This window comes from Nocardia wallacei (genome assembly GCF_014466955.1).
In the GTDB taxonomy this organism is placed as follows: domain Bacteria; phylum Actinomycetota; class Actinomycetes; order Mycobacteriales; family Mycobacteriaceae; genus Nocardia; species Nocardia wallacei.
In genome coordinates, this window is sequence record NZ_AP023396.1 from 6,069,153 (window position 1) to 6,085,099 (window position 15,947).

The 15,947-nt window shown below is 70.7% G+C and carries 12 protein-coding genes; 6 read left to right on the plus strand and 6 right to left on the minus strand.

Annotated elements, in window-relative coordinates; all coding sequences use genetic code 11:
- Position 1: 1 nt before the first annotated feature.
- From folC to NWFMUON74_RS26915, 3 genes are all read right to left on the minus strand, one after another.
- On the minus strand, positions 2 to 1,375 hold the full coding sequence (folC, locus tag NWFMUON74_RS26905; RefSeq protein ID WP_187689442.1) for a bifunctional tetrahydrofolate synthase/dihydrofolate synthase: 1,374 nt from the start codon (positions 1,373 to 1,375) through the stop codon (positions 2 to 4).
- Between the two features lie 100 nt (positions 1,376 to 1,475).
- Positions 1,476 to 4,160 (minus strand): valine--tRNA ligase, encoded by a 2,685-nt coding sequence (locus NWFMUON74_RS26910; protein WP_187684560.1) that lies wholly within the window; start codon positions 4,158 to 4,160, stop codon positions 1,476 to 1,478.
- Between the two features lie 187 nt (positions 4,161 to 4,347).
- Positions 4,348 to 5,265, minus strand: a complete 918-nt coding sequence (locus NWFMUON74_RS26915; RefSeq protein WP_187684561.1) for an NAD(P)/FAD-dependent oxidoreductase — start codon at positions 5,263 to 5,265, stop codon at positions 4,348 to 4,350.
- Between the two features lie 77 nt (positions 5,266 to 5,342).
- Here NWFMUON74_RS26915 and NWFMUON74_RS26920 point away from each other — a divergent pair, with 77 nt between their 5' ends.
- On the plus strand, positions 5,343 to 5,927 hold the full coding sequence (locus NWFMUON74_RS26920) for a helix-turn-helix domain-containing protein (protein ID WP_187684562.1): 585 nt from the start codon (positions 5,343 to 5,345) through the stop codon (positions 5,925 to 5,927).
- Between the two features lie 55 nt (positions 5,928 to 5,982).
- Positions 5,983 to 6,648: an AAA family ATPase gene (locus NWFMUON74_RS26925; protein ID WP_232110614.1), complete on the plus strand. Its 666-nt coding sequence runs from the start codon at positions 5,983 to 5,985 to the stop codon at positions 6,646 to 6,648.
- Positions 6,649 to 6,660: 12 nt separating this feature from the next.
- On the opposite strand, the gene NWFMUON74_RS26930 is transcribed toward NWFMUON74_RS26925, so the two are convergent.
- Entirely contained in the window at positions 6,661 to 7,596 is a 936-nt protein-coding gene (locus NWFMUON74_RS26930) for a YegS/Rv2252/BmrU family lipid kinase (RefSeq protein ID WP_187684563.1), read from the minus strand.
- A 130-nt stretch (positions 7,597 to 7,726) separates the two neighbouring features.
- A complete protein-coding gene (locus tag NWFMUON74_RS26935) occupies positions 7,727 to 9,304 on the minus strand; it encodes an FAD-binding oxidoreductase (protein ID WP_187689444.1) in 1,578 nt (525 codons plus the stop codon).
- 113 nt (positions 9,305 to 9,417) lie between these two features.
- Between NWFMUON74_RS26935 and NWFMUON74_RS26940 the strand changes: the two genes are divergently transcribed.
- Positions 9,418 to 10,032, plus strand: a complete 615-nt coding sequence (locus NWFMUON74_RS26940; RefSeq protein ID WP_187689445.1) for a TetR/AcrR family transcriptional regulator — start codon at positions 9,418 to 9,420, stop codon at positions 10,030 to 10,032.
- Positions 10,033 to 10,574: 542 nt separating this feature from the next.
- The gene (locus tag NWFMUON74_RS26945; RefSeq protein WP_187684564.1) at positions 10,575 to 12,173 is read left to right on the plus strand and encodes a glycerol-3-phosphate dehydrogenase/oxidase; all 1,599 of its coding nucleotides are present in this window, start codon (positions 10,575 to 10,577) and stop codon (positions 12,171 to 12,173) included.
- A 23-nt stretch (positions 12,174 to 12,196) separates the two neighbouring features.
- Here the strand turns inward: NWFMUON74_RS26945 and NWFMUON74_RS26950 are convergent, their stop codons facing one another.
- Entirely contained in the window at positions 12,197 to 12,991 is a 795-nt protein-coding gene (locus NWFMUON74_RS26950) for a VOC family protein (RefSeq protein ID WP_187684565.1), read from the minus strand.
- A 191-nt stretch (positions 12,992 to 13,182) separates the two neighbouring features.
- Between NWFMUON74_RS26950 and NWFMUON74_RS26955 the strand changes: the two genes are divergently transcribed.
- Together NWFMUON74_RS26955 and NWFMUON74_RS26960 are read left to right on the plus strand one after the other, a co-directional pair.
- Positions 13,183 to 15,453 (plus strand): molybdopterin-dependent oxidoreductase, encoded by a 2,271-nt coding sequence (locus tag NWFMUON74_RS26955; protein ID WP_187684566.1) that lies wholly within the window; start codon positions 13,183 to 13,185, stop codon positions 15,451 to 15,453.
- Positions 15,450 to 15,947 carry a winged helix-turn-helix transcriptional regulator gene (locus NWFMUON74_RS26960; protein WP_187684567.1) on the plus strand — a complete coding sequence of 166 codons (498 nt, stop codon included), beginning with the start codon at positions 15,450 to 15,452 and terminating at the stop codon, positions 15,945 to 15,947. Before NWFMUON74_RS26955 ends, NWFMUON74_RS26960 begins: the two co-directional genes overlap by 4 nt.

The following is a 15,947-nucleotide window of genomic DNA, read 5'->3' on the forward strand; positions in this document are numbered from 1 at the left end:
CTCATGCGGGATCCTTTCCGAACAGGGAGCGCGCCGCACCGGCGGTGACGACCGAACCGGTGACCACGATGCCCGCCCCGGACACCGGTTCGCCGGATTCGGCGGCCTCCTCCGCGATCGCGATCGCGGTCTCGACGGCGTCGGTGAGGGTGGTGGCGGTGACGACGCGTTCGTCGCCGAAGCGCTGAACCGCCAGATCGGCCAGATCGTCGGCGGCGAGGGCGCGCGGAGAACCGTTGGTGGTCACCACGATCTGGTCGAGCACCGGCTCCAGCGCGGACAGGATGCCCGCAGCGTCCTTGTCCGCCAGCACCGCGACCACGCCGACCAGCTTCCGGAAGTCGAACTCACCGGTCAACGTCGCCGCCAATGCCTGAGCGCCGGCCGGATTGTGCGCGGCGTCGATGAAGATGGTCGGCGCGCTGCGCATCCGCTCCATCCGCCCGGGGCTCACCGCGGCCGCGAATCCGGCTCGCACGGTGTCGATGTCGAGTTGTTTCTGCGCGCCCGCGCCGAAGAACGCCTCCACCGCCGCCAGCGCCAGCGCCGCGTTGCGTGCCTGGTGCTCGCCGTGCAGGGGCAGGAAGATCTCGTCGTACACCCCGCCCAGCCCCTGAATCTCGAGCACCTGGCCGCCGACCGCGACGCGCCGCGACAGCAGCCGGAACTCCGCGCCCGCCCGGGCCACGGCCGCGTCGGCGGTCACGGCCCGGCGCAGCAGCACGTCCATCGCCTCGGGGTCCTGCTCGGCGATGACGGCGACGGTCTCGCGCGGCACCAGCGGATCCTCGGGCGCCTTCTTGATGATCCCGGCCTTCTCCCCCGCGATGGAGGTCAGGTCCGGGCCAAGATACTCGGTGTGGTCCAGCCCGATCGGGGTGATGACCGCGACCTGACCCTCGACGACGTTGGTGGCGTCCCAGGTGCCGCCCATGCCGGTCTCGATCACCGCGACATCGACCGGAGCCTCCGCGAACGCGGCATAGGCCATGCCGACGAGTACCTCGAACTTGCTCATCCGCGGCCCACCGGCATCCTGCGACTGGCGATCGATCATCTCGACGTAGGGCTGCAGCTCGCGATAGAGCTCGACGTAGCGTGCCGGGCTGATCGGCTGATTGTCGACGGCGATGCGCTCGGTCGCCAGCTGCAGATGCGGGCTGGTGAACCGGCCGGTGCGCCGGTGCATCGCGGTGAGCAGCGCGTCGATCATCCGGGTGACCGAGGTCTTGCCGTTGGTGCCCGCGACCTGGATCGCCGGGTAGCCGCGCTGCGGCGAGCCCAGCACATCCATCAGGGTGGCGATGCGGGTCAGCGAGGGTTCGATCTCGGTTTCGCCCCAGCGCTGGTCGAGTTCGGCCTCGACCAGGGCCATCTCGGCGAGATCGACCGGAGACGGTCCCGAATGCAGGCGTTCGGCCCCGCCGCGCTGCCGCTCCGGTTCGTCGTTCACACCGCTCCCTTCCTGGTGATGGTCACTTGCGCGCCGCGATCTCGTCCAGCCGCGCCCCGATCCGCGCCACCTCCGATTCCGCGACCTCCCGGCGGCCGCGGATCTTGGCGACGACCTGATCGGGCGCCTTGGCCAGGAACGCCTCATTGCCGAGCTTGGCGGCGGTGCTCGCCAGTTCCTTCTGCGCGGCCGCGAGATCCTTCTCCAACCGGCGGCGCTCGGCGTCCAGGTCGACCGTGCCGGAGGTATCCAGTTCCACCGTCACGGTACTGCCGGACAGCCGCACCTCGACGGCGGCGGTGGCCGAGAAGCCGTCACCGGGCTCGGTGAGGCGGGCCAGCGCGGCGATCTCCGCGCGCAGTCCGTTCAGGTCGGCGGCCTCGATGCCGACCAGCTGCGCGGCCACCTTCTGCTTGTCGGTGAGGCCCTGGTCGCTGCGGAAGCGGCGGATCTCGGTGATGAGCTTCTGGGCGTCGGCGATTCGCCGGGCCGCGACCGGGTCGGCGGCGACCCCGGTGGCCTGCGGCCACTGCGCGATCACGATCGATTCGCCGCCGGTGAGGGCCTGCCAGAGCGTCTCGGTGACGAACGGGATCACCGGGTGCAGCATCCGCAGCAACGCGTCCAGCACGCTGCCCAGCACCACGCGGGTGCTCCCGGCCCGCTCCTCGGATTCGGCGAACTGCACCTTGGCCAGCTCCAGGTACCAGTCGCACAGTTCGTCCCAGGCGAAGTGGTACAGCGCCTCGCACGCCTTGCCGAATTCGTAGCGGTCGAACGCCGAATCCGTCTCGGCGCGAACCTCTTCCAGGCGATCGAGGATCCAGCGGTCGGCGTCGGTGAGCGCGTCCCGGCTCGCGACCGTCCCCGCGACGGCGCCGTTCATCAGCGCGAACTTGGTCGCGTTGAACAGCTTGGTGATGAAGTTGCGCGAGGCCTGCACGTGCGCCGGGCCGACCGACAGGTCGCTGCCGGGCTGCGCGCCCCGCGCGAGCGTGAAACGCGTTGCGTCGGCGCCGTATTCGTCGATCCAGTCCAGCGGATCGATACCGATGCCCTTCGACTTGGAGTACTTGCGGCCCTGCTCGTCGCGAATCAGTCCGTGCAGGAAGACATCCCGGAACGGCACCGGCGCCGCCCCCGGCTGCTTGCCCGCGGCGATGGCCGGATCGTCGGCGACGAACGTGCCGAACATCATCATCCGGGCGACCCAGAAGAACAGGATGTCGTAGCCGGTGACGAGCACGCTGGTGGGATAGAACTTCGCCAGCTCGGGTGTGGCGTCGGGCCAGCCCATCGTGGAGAACGGCCACAGCCCGGAGGAGAACCAGGTGTCGAGCACGTCCGGATCCTGCACGTAGCCCTCGGGCGCCTGCTCGTCCGGACCGACGCAGATGATCTCGCCCTCGGGGCCGTACCAGATCGGAATGCGGTGGCCCCACCACAGCTGCCGCGAGATGCACCAGTCGTGCATGTCGTCCACCCAGGCGAACCAGCGCGGCTCCTGACTGGGCGGGTGAATCACGGTGTCGCCGTTGCGCACCGCGTCTCCGGCGGCCTTGGCCAGCGACTGCACCTTCACCCACCACTGCATCGACAGCCGCGGCTCGATCGGCTCGCCGCTGCGCTCGGAATGGCCCACGCTGTGCACGTACGGGCGCTTCTCGGCGACGACGCGGCCCTCCGCGGCCAGCCGCTCGCGCACCTTCAGCCGCGCCTCGAACCGGTTCATCCCGTCGAATTCCGTGCCGGTGCCGGTGATTCGGCCGGATTCGTCCATGATGGTCGGCATCGGCAGCTGGTGGCGCAGACCGATCTCGAAGTCGTTGGGGTCGTGGGCCGGCGTGATCTTCACTGCGCCGGAACCGAATTCGGGGTCGACGTAGTCGTCGGCGACGATCGGGATCTGCCGTCCGGTGATGGGGTGGTAGAGGGTGGTTCCGATGAGCGATTGGTAGCGCTCGTCGTCGGGGTGCACGGCCACGGCGGTGTCGCCGAGCATCGTCTCGACCCGGGTGGTGGCCACGATCACGTGCGGCTCGTCGTCGTTCAGGGAGCCGTAGCGCAGCGACACCAGCTCGCCCTCGACGTCCTTGTAGTTCACCTCGATGTCGGAGATGGCGGTGCGTAGTTCCGGCGACCAGTTCACCAGCCGCTCGGCGCGGTAGATGAGACCGGCGTCGAACAGCCGCTTGAAGATCGTCTGCACCGCGCGGGACAGGCCGTCGTCCATGGTGAAGCGGTCGCGGCTCCAGTCGACGCCGTCGCCGAGGCGGCGCATCTGGCCCTGGATGGCGCCGCCGGATTCGCGCTTCCAGTCCCAGACCTTGTCGATGAACAGCTCGCGGCCGAAGTCCTCTTTCGTCTTGCCGTCGACGGCGAGCTGCTTCTCCACGATGGTCTGGGTCGCGATGCCGGCGTGGTCCATGCCGGGCAGCCACAGCACCTCGTACCCCTGCATCCGCTTGCGGCGGGTGAGCAGGTCCATGAGGGTGTGGTCGAAGGCGTGGCCCATGTGCAGATTGCCGGTGACGTTCGGCGGCGGCAGCACGATCGAGTAGGGCGGCTTGTCGCTGTCGGCGCGGGCGGTGAAGTAACCAGCGGCTACCCAGCGCTCGTACAGCTCGGCCTCCACCTCGCCGGGATTCCAGCTCTTGGGGAGGGCATCGGCACGATTACGTGAGTTCTCAGAGGCTGTGCTGGTCACCGTGCGATTCTAAGGAGGGGGGCCGAATACCCGAAGGGCGGGGTTTTCGGCGGATGAGGGACACCGAAAACCCCGCCCACGAGATTCAGACTACCGCCGATCCCGACCCGGTCGCACTATCCATATGCAATTCTCAGGTTTTGCCCGAAACCGTTGCGTTGGTGCGGGTTTGCCTCTCGGCCGCGGCTCAGGAAGCGGGTGAGACCTCGGCCTCGACCAGATCGGCGTTGATCGCCATGGCCGCCGCCGAGGCCGCGCCCGCCGCGGTGATCACCTGGGCCCGCGGATCGGCCACATTGCCCGCCACCCACACGCCCGGAACCGAGGTGCGACCCGAGGCGTCGGCGACCACCCAGCCCTCGGCGTCCAGAGCGCAGCCGAGCGCCGACAGCACGGTGTTGTCCGGGACGAAGGTCGGCGCGACGAACACCACCGAGCGGGGCACGACCTCGCCGTCGGCGAGCCGCACGCCGCACACGCGGTCGTCCTCGACGACCAGTCCGGCCACCTCGCCCTCGACGATTCGCACGCCGCGGCCGATGATGCGGTGGCGCTGCTCGGCGGTCAGCGTCATGGTGTGTGGGAAGAAGACGAGGTCCGCGGACCACTGCGGGAGCAGCAGGGCCAGGTGTACCGCGCGGGCCAGGGCGCCCGGCTCGGTTCCGCCGATGAGGCCGAAGGGCCGATCCGACACCTCGTAGCCGTGACAGTACGGGCAGTGCAGCACGTCGCGGCCCCAGCGTTCTCGCACGCCCGGCAGGTCCGGCAACTCGTCCCGCAGGCCGGTCGCGACGAGTATCCGGTGCGCCCGCAGTTCCCGGCCACCGGCGAGCCGCACGGTGCAGCCGGGCCCGGCGTCGACCACCCGATCATCGATCAGCTCCACCCCGTACCCGGCAACCTCGCGGCGTCCGGCGGCGAGCAGTTCGCCCGGCGGCATGCCGTCGCGGGACAGGAAGCCCTGCATGTGTTCGGCCGGCGCGTTGCGCGGCTGCCCGGCGTCGACCACCGCCACCCGCCGCCGTGACCGGCCCAGGACCAGCGCCGCCGACAGTCCGGCCGCGCCGCCGCCCACGATCACCACGTCGTATCTCGTCTCGCTCATGCTCGCGACGGTGCCGCATCGGTGCCGAAACAGCAAAGAAATTTGCCGTTTCCGGGAAAGCGCGGAAGATCGGGACGATGACCGGCAATCCCGCCCTCGACGCCGCCCTCGCCGACGTCGGACCGCGCCTGCGCATGCTGCGCACCCGGCGCGGCGTCACACTGACCGAACTCGCCGCCGCCACCGGCATCTCCAAGAGCACGCTGTCGCGGCTGGAGTCCGGTCAGCGGCGGCCGAGCCTGGAACTGCTGCTGCCGATCGCGCACGCGCACGAGGTGACCGTCGACGATCTGGTCGCGCTGCCCCGCTTCACCGACCCGCGGGTGCAGGGGACGGCCCGCCGGGTCGCCGGACGCACCATCCTGCCCCTCACCCGGCGGCCCGGTGCGATCCAGGCTTACAAGATCACCATTCCCGCCGACGAACCGCCCCCGGAACCGAAGGTGCACGAGGGGCACGAATGGCTGTATGTGCTGTCGGGCCGCCTGCGCCTGCTGCTCGGCGGGCACGATCTCGAACTGGGTCCGGGCGAGGCCGCGGAATTCGATACCCGGCAACCGCATTGGTTCGGCAGTGCGGGTCCCGGGCCGGTGGAAATCCTGAGCATCTTCGGCAGGCAGGGCGAGCGGATCCATCTGCGGGCACGACCCAGGACGGACTGAGATCTCAGGGTTTTCCCTGTTGCCGAACGGATTTCGAGGCGGGACCCTGGAATGGGTGAACCCTCCCCTGGACCCCGGGCGTGCTCCGGCACCCGACCCACGCATCGTGACCCCGGCGGCCGTCTCGGATCTGCGCGGCCGCACCGTCGCCGAATTACGTTATCCGGCAAGGGCTGCTCTGCTGTTCACCGGCGTGCCGGGGGCGGGCAAGAGCACGGCGCTGCGACAGCTGTTCGGCAGTGTGGACGACACGGTGGCGGCGGTCGTCCGCCGGGGCGCGACGCTGGTGGACTCCCAGCAATCGCGCAATTGGTGGCGGCTGCGCCTGGGATGGTTGCCGTACGCGCTGTGGCTGCCGATCGTGCACCTCACCCACTACGGCCGGATCCACCGCGCGCTGCGCGAGGCCCAGACCCCGGTTGTCGTGCACGACTGCGGAACCCGCCGCTGGGTCCACCGGATGATCACCGCCTGGGCCACCCGCAGCGGCCGCGAGGTTCACATCGTCATGATCGACGTCGCGCCCGGCGCGGCCCGTGACGGCCAGCGGGTCCGCGGCCGCCGGGTGAGCCGGATCAGTTTCGCCCTGCACAGCGCGCGGTGGCACCGACTGGTCGACCGGGTCGTCGCCGGGAGCGCACCTCGTCCCGCCCCGGCCTCCGTGGTAATCGTCGACCGGGCAACGGTTTCAGGTCTGCGAGCGGTCTCGTTCGACGTTTGAGCCCGCACCCGGTCAGGGCACGAGGACGGGCTGTGCGGCGGGTATGGCGCGGAAGGTCGCCGGGAGGACCCCCGCCGGTTCGCCGTCCGCGGTGGCGGGGGCGCCCGGCGCGGTCAGAGTTGTCGTCGCCGCGCGGTATTGGCTGACGGCCGGGTGGTCGATGCGCTTGCCCGAGGACAGGGCGGGGAGCAGGCGCAGCATATCGCGGCGCGACATGGCCCCGACGACGGTGAGGTCCAGCAGCCCGTCGTCCAGGCGGGCATCGGGACAGATCAGCATGCCGCCGCCGTAGGTGCGGCCGTTTCCGACGGCGACCATCACCGCGGGCGTCTCGATCACCGTGTCGCCGGATTCGCCTGGCGTGCCGGACAATTCGATGCGGTAGGGCACGGCCAGGCCGCCGGTGAGTTCGGCGAGCGCGGCGACGGTGTAACGCAGCGACCCCTTCGGCCGCCGCATCCGGTTGGCGCGCAAGGTGACCCGGGCGTCGAAACCGGTGCCGGTGACGGTGGCGAAGCGCAGCGGCCCGCCGTATTCGGCCCGCACCGTGCCGGAGTCGATCTCCCCGAGGTCGATCGCGCGAGCCTTACCGGCCAGGACGATATCGACGGCCGCTGTGACATCGTCGGGAATGCCCAGCTCGCGGGCCAGGTCGTTACCGGTACCGCCCGGCACCAGACCCAGCGGCACCCCGCTGCCCGCGAGTGCCTGCAGCGCCAGGCACACCAGACCGTCACCACCGGCGCACACCACGGCGTCCGGCGGCGTGCCATCGGCCAGTGCCGCCCGGACCAGCTCGACCGATTCCGCGGCGGTCGCGCCGTGCACCTGCGCCACCTCGACGCCGCGATCGGCGAACCGCGCCCGCGCCGCTGCCGCCGCCACCGCACCCCGGCCCTGCCCGGACAGCGGGTTCGTGACCAGCAGGACCGATGGGGTACCGCTCACAGCTCCGACCTCTCACCGTACGTGCGGACATCCGCCGAGATCCGCTTGGAGAATGCTACGGCCGACCCGTCGCCGTCCGCGTGGTCGCGGTCCTGCCTCGACAAACCCACAGCGGCGCAGCGGAACTCGCTCACGGGATCAGCTTGCCGGGATTGAGGATGCCGACCGGGTCGACCGCCGCCTTGACCGCGCGCAGCACCTCGACACCGAGATCGCCGATCTCCGCGGACAACCACGGGCGGTGATCCGCGCCGACGGCGTGATGATGGGTGATGGTCCCGGCCGCCGCAGCGATGGCATCGCCCGCCGCGCGCTTGGCCCGCAGCCACTGCTCGATCGGATCGTCGAGTTGCTTCGCCACCACGGTGAAATACAGCGACGCGCCGGTCGGATAGGTGTGCGAGATGTGGCACATCACCAGCGCCGGAGTGCCCTGGGCCGACAGCGAATCGGTGAGCGCCGCGGTCACCTCGGCCTTCAGCCGCGACAGGTTCGACCAGCTGGTCGCGGTTTCCAAGGTCTCGCAGAGGATTCCGACATCCAGCAGCGCGTCGCGCAGATACGGCGCGGCGAACCGGCCGCGCTCCCATTCCCGGGCAGGCTGTTCACCGAGCGCGGTGCCACCGGCCGTGGCGAGCAGCGCGGTCGCCTCGGCGGTGCGGGCCGCGACGTGCGCCGCGCTGCCCTCGAACGTGGTGATCGCCAGGCACCCCGTCACGGACTCGCCGCCGACGTCGCCCGAACGCGCCAGGTTGAGCCCCGTCTCGGCCTCGTCGGACAGGCGCAGCACGGTGGGCGCCGCCCCGGCTTGCACCACGGTGCGCAGCGCCGCCGCGCCGGTGGCGAAGTCCGGGAACGACCAGGCCTGGTACGCAACGGTTTCCGGCACCGGATGCACCCGCAGCGTGACCGCCGTGATCACCCCGAGTGTGCCCTCCGATCCGGCGAACAGTTCCCGCAGATCGGGGCCGGCGGCCGAGGCGGGGGCGCGCCCGAGGGCCAGGGAGCCGCCCGGGGTGGCGATCAGCATGCGCTGGATCATGTCGTCGAAGCGCCCGTAGCCCGCCGACGCCTGCCCCGACGAGCGGGTCGCCGCGAAGCCGCCGATGCTGGCGAACTCGAAGCTCTGCGGGAAATGGCCGAGCGAAAGGCCATGCTCCCCAAGGATTCTCTCCGCCTGCGGGCCGGTGAGTCCCGCGCCCAGGGTGGCGGTGCCACTCACCGGATCGATTTCGCTCACCGTATCGAGCCGCCGCAGGTCGACGGCGATCACGGCGTCGAAGCGATCGCGGACCGGGTCCACGCCGCCCACCACGCTGGTCCCGCCGCCGAAGGGCACCACGGCCAGACCCTGTGCGGCGCAATACGCGAGCACCGCTACCACCTGCTCGTGGTCGGCGGGATAGACGACGGCGTCGGGCGCGTCCTGCGGGCCGTCGGCGCGACGGCGCAGCAGATCGGGCGTGCTCTTGCCACCGGCGTGCAGGAGCCGGTCCCGGTGGTCGACCGATACGTACTCCGCACCGACCACCGCGGACAACCCCGCGAACCCCGCCGCCGTCAGCGTCGAGTCGCGGAGCGGCACGTCGCCCTCATCGCGACGAGCCACCGGCTCCCCGGACACTCCGAACACCTGCGCCAGCAGCGTCCGGATCCGCTCCGGAAGCGGCGCATGACCGGCCGGAACACCCCAGGCGTCCCACACCATACGCGGGCGCGACCCCGACTCGCCCGGCATTCGCGGCGAAGTGTGCTCATGCATGTCCGTCATGCGTTACAGTCTGACATAGAATGTCAAGCAGTAACGAAGGTGGCACCGCCATGCACACGATCGACACCACCGGCACCGACGAGATGTCCGCCATCGACGTGGCGATCCTCGACGCGGGTCGCGCCTGCGTAGAGGAATTCGGTGTCCGGCGCACCACGCTCTCCGAGGTCGCGCGCCGCGCCGGGGTCAGCCGGCCCACGGTGTACCGCCGCTGGCCCGACACCCGGTCGCTGATCGCGGAGCTGCTGGTCCGCGAAATGCGCGGCATCGTCGGCAAGACGATGCCCGCGCGCGGCCCCGCACGAGCCCGGCTGGTGGAGGGTGTGGTGGCGGGCGCGGCCATGCTGCGCTCGAACCGGTTGTTCGCCAAGATCTTCCGCACCGACACCGACCTGATGCTGACCTACGTGTTCGGCCGCCTCGGCCGCAATCAGCACGAGCTCATCCTCCTTTTCGCCGCGGTCATCCGAGAGGGCCAGCGCGACGGTTCCATCCGCGACGGCAACCCCGACCACCTGGCCACCATGGTCCTGCTGATGAGCCAGTCCGCGGTCCAGTCCGCCGCCACGGTCGGCGACCTCCTCGCCCCCCACCACCTCGACACCGAACTGGCCCGCGCCATCGACGGCTACCTCGTCCCCGACGGCGCCGAGCGACTCGCATGACCACCGCACCTGTCACGAAGACCTTTGCAGCCCAGACCATTACGCAAGCCGGCGTGGCGCGCTGTGCGCCCGGATGCCCGTCCACGGGACAACTCCGCGCCGGGCGGCCCAGCGGCACCGCGCCATGGTCGCGGCGGGATCGCCGTCCGGGTCGGCCCGGGCGACCGACGAACGAGAATGGACACCCGGCAGCGGCGAGTACGCCGATGAGCGGCGGACCGGAACAGCCGGTAGCGGCAGCGACGATACACGCCGATACGGCCTGGGCTACGACAGCCCGGACAGGGCGGGCGACGAGGTGCGCCGATACGGCCCGGGCTACGACGGCCCCGGCAGCGGGCAAGCGGCAGCGACGAGACACGCCGATATGGATATGGCCAGGGGTGGAACAGCCCAGGCAGGGCAAACGACGAGGTGCGCCGATGCGGCCTGGGCAGGGCAGCCCGAGCCGGTGGGCGGGCGAAGTGCCATGGGTGACGGGAGTGGCCGATGCGGGGCGGCCGGGACGGGCAGGGCGACCGGTGATCGAGAGGTGAGGTGCCATGGGTGATCGGAGTGGCGGGATATCCTGGGGGGCAAGTGGTTCGGGGGATTCGGCGCTCAACGCGGGGCGGCGGGAGCGGGAGTTGCTGGCGCTCGGGGATGGCGCGGTGGTGGATGTGCTGGTGATCGGGGGTGGGATCACCGGTGTCGGGACGGCTCTGGACGCGGCGAGCCGAGGGTTGCGGACCGTTCTGGTGGAGCAGCACGATCTCGCGTTCGGTACCAGCCGGTGGAGTTCGAAGCTGGTACACGGAGGGCTGCGGTATCTGGCCAGTGGCGGGGTGGGGATCGCGCACGAGAGCGCGGTGGAGCGCGACGTGCTGCTCACCACCACCGCACCGCACCTGACCCGGGCGCTTCCGCAGGTGGTGCCGCTGCTGCCGGAGGTCGGCGCAGCCCAGCGGACGCTGGTACGGGCCGGATTCGCGGCGGGTGACGTGCTGCGGCGCACGGCCGGTACCCCGGCGGCGGTACTTCCCCGGTCGCGGCGGATCGCGGCCGCCGAAGCCTTGCGCTTGGCTCCGACGCTGCGCCGCAACGGTTTACGCGGCGGCCTGCTCGCCTGGGACGGGCAGTTGGCCGACGATGCCCGCCTCGTGGTCACGATCGCCCGCACCGCCGCGGCCTACGGGGCGGCGGTCCTGACTCGGGTTCGCGCGCAACAGGTCACGGGCGATTCGGCAGTCCTGCACGACACCCTGACCGGCGCGACCCTCACCGTCCGAGCTCGTTCGGTCGTCAATGCCACCGGCGTCTGGGCCGACCGGGTCGATCCGAGCATCGAACTGCGCCCCAGCCGCGGCACCCACCTGGTGTTCGACGCGGCCGCGTTCGGCGGCCTGAGCGCCGCGCTGACCGTGCCCGTCCCGGGCAGCACCAGCCGCTTCGTCTTCGCCTTCCCGGCCGCGCACAACCGCGTGTACCTCGGCCTCACCGACGAGGACGCACCCGGGCCGGTCCCGGACGAGCCGGAGCCCTCCGCCGCGGAGATCGACTTCCTGCTCGAGACCGTCAACACGGTGCTGCGCGAGCCCTTGCGCCGCAGTGATATCCGCGGACGCTTCGCCGGTCTGCGTCCGCTGCTGCGCACCGCAGGCGACAGCACCGCCGACATCTCCCGCGAACACGCGGTGCTGCACTCCCCCGGCGGCCCGATCACCGTCGTCGGCGGCAAACTCACCACCTACCGCAAGATGGCCGAAGATGCCGTCGACGCCGCGGTGGCCGCCGCCGGGCTGTCCGCCGAGCCCTGCCGCACCAAGCGAATACCGTTGGTGGGCGCGGTCTCCGGCGCCGTTCGCGACCATCTCGCCGCGCCACCGGTGCTGATCGAACGGTACGGCGCCGACGCCACGGAGATTCTCCGCTCGGCTCGGGAGAATCCGGCGCTCGCCGAGCCGGTCGCACCCGGAATCGACGTGCTGCGAGCCGAGTTCGCCTATGCGGTCACCCACGAGGGCGCGCTGCACCCGGACGACCTGCTGGACCGCCGCACTCGCATCGGCTTGGTCGACTCCGACCGCGCGGCCGCCCTTCCTGCCGCCCGAGCCGCGTTCGCCGAGTCGCCGTCGGGCTCCGGTCCTACCACGCGCGCCTGACCACACACCGTGCCAACACCGCCTCAGGACTTGTTGCCGCCCAAGCGGAACCCCACTCCCGTGGGATCGGTCACGGCGGCCATTCGCCCGTACGGAGTGTCCTCCGGCTCCTGCACCACCGCGCCGCCCAGATCGACCACCGTCTCGACGGCGGCATCGACATCCTCGGCGCCGAAGTAGACGTGCCAGCCGCCCGGCACCTCGACGGGGAACACCGAGGTGTCCATCACCCCGCCGAGCATCGGCGTGGTGGAATGGATTGTCGTGTAACGGAACTCGGCGGCGTCGGAGATGGTGAACGGATCCTGCCAGCCGAACGCGTTGCGGTAGAACTCGAGTGCCGCCGGATAGGCGGCGGTGTGCAGCTCGAACCACGACGGAATACCGACGTGCTCGCTCCACCGGCCGTCGCTGACGGTCCCGAGCGCCCCGAATCCGCGGTGGACGCCCGGCTGCCAGACGCCGATGCCCGCGCCGCCCGGATCGCCGACGACGGCCATGCGGCCCAGAACCGCCACGTCCATCGGCGGCAGCACCACCTGCCCGCCGTTCGCGGCGGCGGCGTCGACCGTGGCCTGCGCGTCGGGGCTGTTCAGATAGACGGTCCACTGGTCGGGCCCGCCCGAGGTGCCGTCGTTGCGCATCGCACCCGCGACGGGCTCGCCGTCCTTGCTGAAGGAGATATACCCGCCCAGCTCCGGGCCGCCCCGTTCGGCGGCCCAGCCGAACAGCTCGCCGTAGAACGCGACGGCACCGTCCGGGTCGGTGGTGAACAGATCGACCCAGATGGGATCGCCGGGCTTGAAGGTATAGGTCATGATCGCTCCTCGGTCGCGGTCGAAGGTCACCGGTAGAGACGGCGCGACGCCCGCGAACTCATCGGGCCGCTCGGCCTGAAGAATGGTTCAGGTCCAATGGTGATCACCGACCGGCACGAGCCCGCTCGCCGGGAACCGAGCCGCCTCGACAGTGGGTAGCGTTTGTGAACTTACCGGCGTACGCTCCTCCCATGACCGAGTGGCAGCCCACCGCGTGCATCCTCTGCGAGTGCAACTGCGGCATTCAGGTCCTGGTCGGGCCCGACGGCCGTCGTTTCGAGAAGATCCGCGGTGACAAGCTGCACCCCGCCTCGGCGGGCTACACCTGCAACAAGGCCCTCCAGCTGGACCATTACCAGAACGGGCGCACCGGCCGCCTGACCGCGCCGCTGCGCCGCCGCCCCGACGGCACCTTCGAGGAAATCGACTGGGACACCGCGATTTCCGAGATCTCCGAGCGAATGCTGCGGATCGGCGCCGAACACGGCGGCGAGTCCATCTTCTATTACGGTGGCGGCGGCCAGGGCAATCATCTGGGCGGCGCCTACGCCCCGGCCACCATGGCGGCCTACGGCATGCGCTACCGGTCCAGCGCGCTGGCACAGGAGAAGACCGGAGACTTCTGGGTGGGCGCCCGCATGGCCGGGCATCCGCTGCGGGCGGATGTCGAGCACGCCGAGGTCGCGTTCTTCGTCGGCAAGAATCCGTATCAGTCGCACGGCTTTCCGCGTGCCCGCACGGTACTCAAGGAGATCGCCCGCGACCCGGGCCGCTCCATCGTCGTACTCGACCCGGTGCGCACCGAGACCGCCGAGCTGGCCGACTTCCACCTGCAACTGCGTCCCGGCACCGACGTCTACCTGCTCACCGCGATGGCCGCGATCCTGCTGCGCGACGACCTGATCGCGCACGACTGGCTGGCCGAGCACGCCGACGGTGTCGCGGAGGTGCTCGCCGTCCTGCGCACGGTGCCCATCGAGAAGTACTGTGCCATCGCCGATGTCGATCTCGACCTGGTGACCGCCGCGACGCACCGCATCGCCCGCGCCGAGTCCGTCGCCGCCCTGGAGGATCTCGGAGTCCAGATGAACCGCTACTCGACGGTGGTCAGCTATGTCGAGAAGCTGGTGTGGCTGCTCACCGGAAATCTCGGCAAACCCGGTACCCAGTACGCCTTTTCGGGTCTGACCGCACTCGGGCACGATCGCGGCCATCCCGCCGACGCCGGGCCGCGCAGCCCCGTAGCCGGCGCGCGGATCGTCAGCGGCCTGGTGCCGTGCAACGTGATCAGCGAGGAGATCCTCACCGACCATCCGGCCCGCTATCGCGCCATGATGGTGGAGAGCGCCAACCCGGCGCATTCGCTGGCGGATTCGGCCCGGATGCGGCAGGCGCTGGCCGCCCTGGATCTGGTCGTGGTGATCGACATCGCGATGACCGAGACCGCGCGGCTGGCCGACTACGTACTCCCGGCACCGACCCAGTTCGAGAAGTACGAGGCGACGTTCTTCAATTTCGAATTCCCGCGCAACGTCTTCCAGCTACGGCACCCGATACTGCCGGCACCGCCGAACGTGCTGCCGGAGCCGGAGATTCACGCCCGGCTCGTCGAGGCGTCCGGCGCCGTGACCGAGGACGACTACGCCCCGCTGCGCGACGCGCTCGCCCAGGGCCGGGAGGCGTTCGCCATGGCCTTCCTGGGCATTCTCGCCGACCGGCGCAAGGCGAAACTCGCACCGGTACTACTGTATCGGACGCTGGGCCCCACCCTCCCCGACGACGCCGACGCCGCCGCGCTGCTGTGGGCCGCCGCCTACAACTGCGCCCGCAAGAATCCGAAGGGTGTCGAACGCGCCGGATACGGCACCGGCCCGCAGGCCGGAGAGCGCCTGTTCGAGGCGATCCGCACCGGCAGGCACGGCGTGGTCATCACCGACGACGCCGTCGAGGAGACCTGGAATCGCCTGCGCGACGGCAGAATCGAACTGAACATCCCCGAACTGCTGGCGGTGGTGGCCGATCTGCCCGAGCCGCCGGCCGCGCAGGACTGGCCGTTCGTGCTGGCCGCCGGCGAGCGGCGGGCCTTCACGGCCAACACGATCATGCGCGACCCGCGCTGGCGCAAGCGCGACGACGGCGGCGCCCTGCGCATCAGCACCGCCGACGCCCAGCGGCTCGGCTTGGTCGCCGGTGACTTCGTGCGCGTCACCACGCGCCGCGGCAGCACCGAGGTGCCTGTCGAACCCACCGACCGGATGCGCGCCGGTCACCTCGCCCTGCCGAACGGCTCGGGCCTCACCGTCTTCGACACCGACGGCACGGCCGTCTTCGACACCGACGGCACGGTGCTCACCAGCGGCGCGGCACCGAACGAGCTGACCGAGTACGACGCTCGCGACGAATGGGTCGGCACCCCGTGGCACAAGTACGTTCCCGCCCGTATCGATACCGTGGACGCATGAAACGCACGACCTTCGCGAACTGGCCCTGCTCGGTCGCCCGCACCGTCGACCTGATCGGCGACTGGTGGACGCCACTGGTGCTGCGCGAAGCCTATTACGGCACAACGCGTTTCGACGACTTCGAACGGGTGCTGGGCCTGAGCCGCAACGTCCTCACCCAGCGCCTGACCCGGCTGGTCGAGGAGGACATGCTGCAGCGGGTCCGCTATCAGGAGCGCCCCGCCCGCTACGAGTACCGGCTGACCGACAAAGGACGGGACTTCTTCCCGGTACTGCTCGCGATCATGCGCTGGGGCGACCGCTGGGTCGCACCCGAGGCGGGTCCGCCGGTCGTCGCGCACCACGAGACCTGCGACCACGACACGCACGCCGAGGTGGTCTGCGCCCACTGCCGCGAGCCGCTGCGGCACGGCGAGGTGTCCTCGCGGCTGGGGCCGGGCTTCCCCGACCGGCACCGCGACACCGCCTTGGCCACCGGACGTTTCACCGCCTGA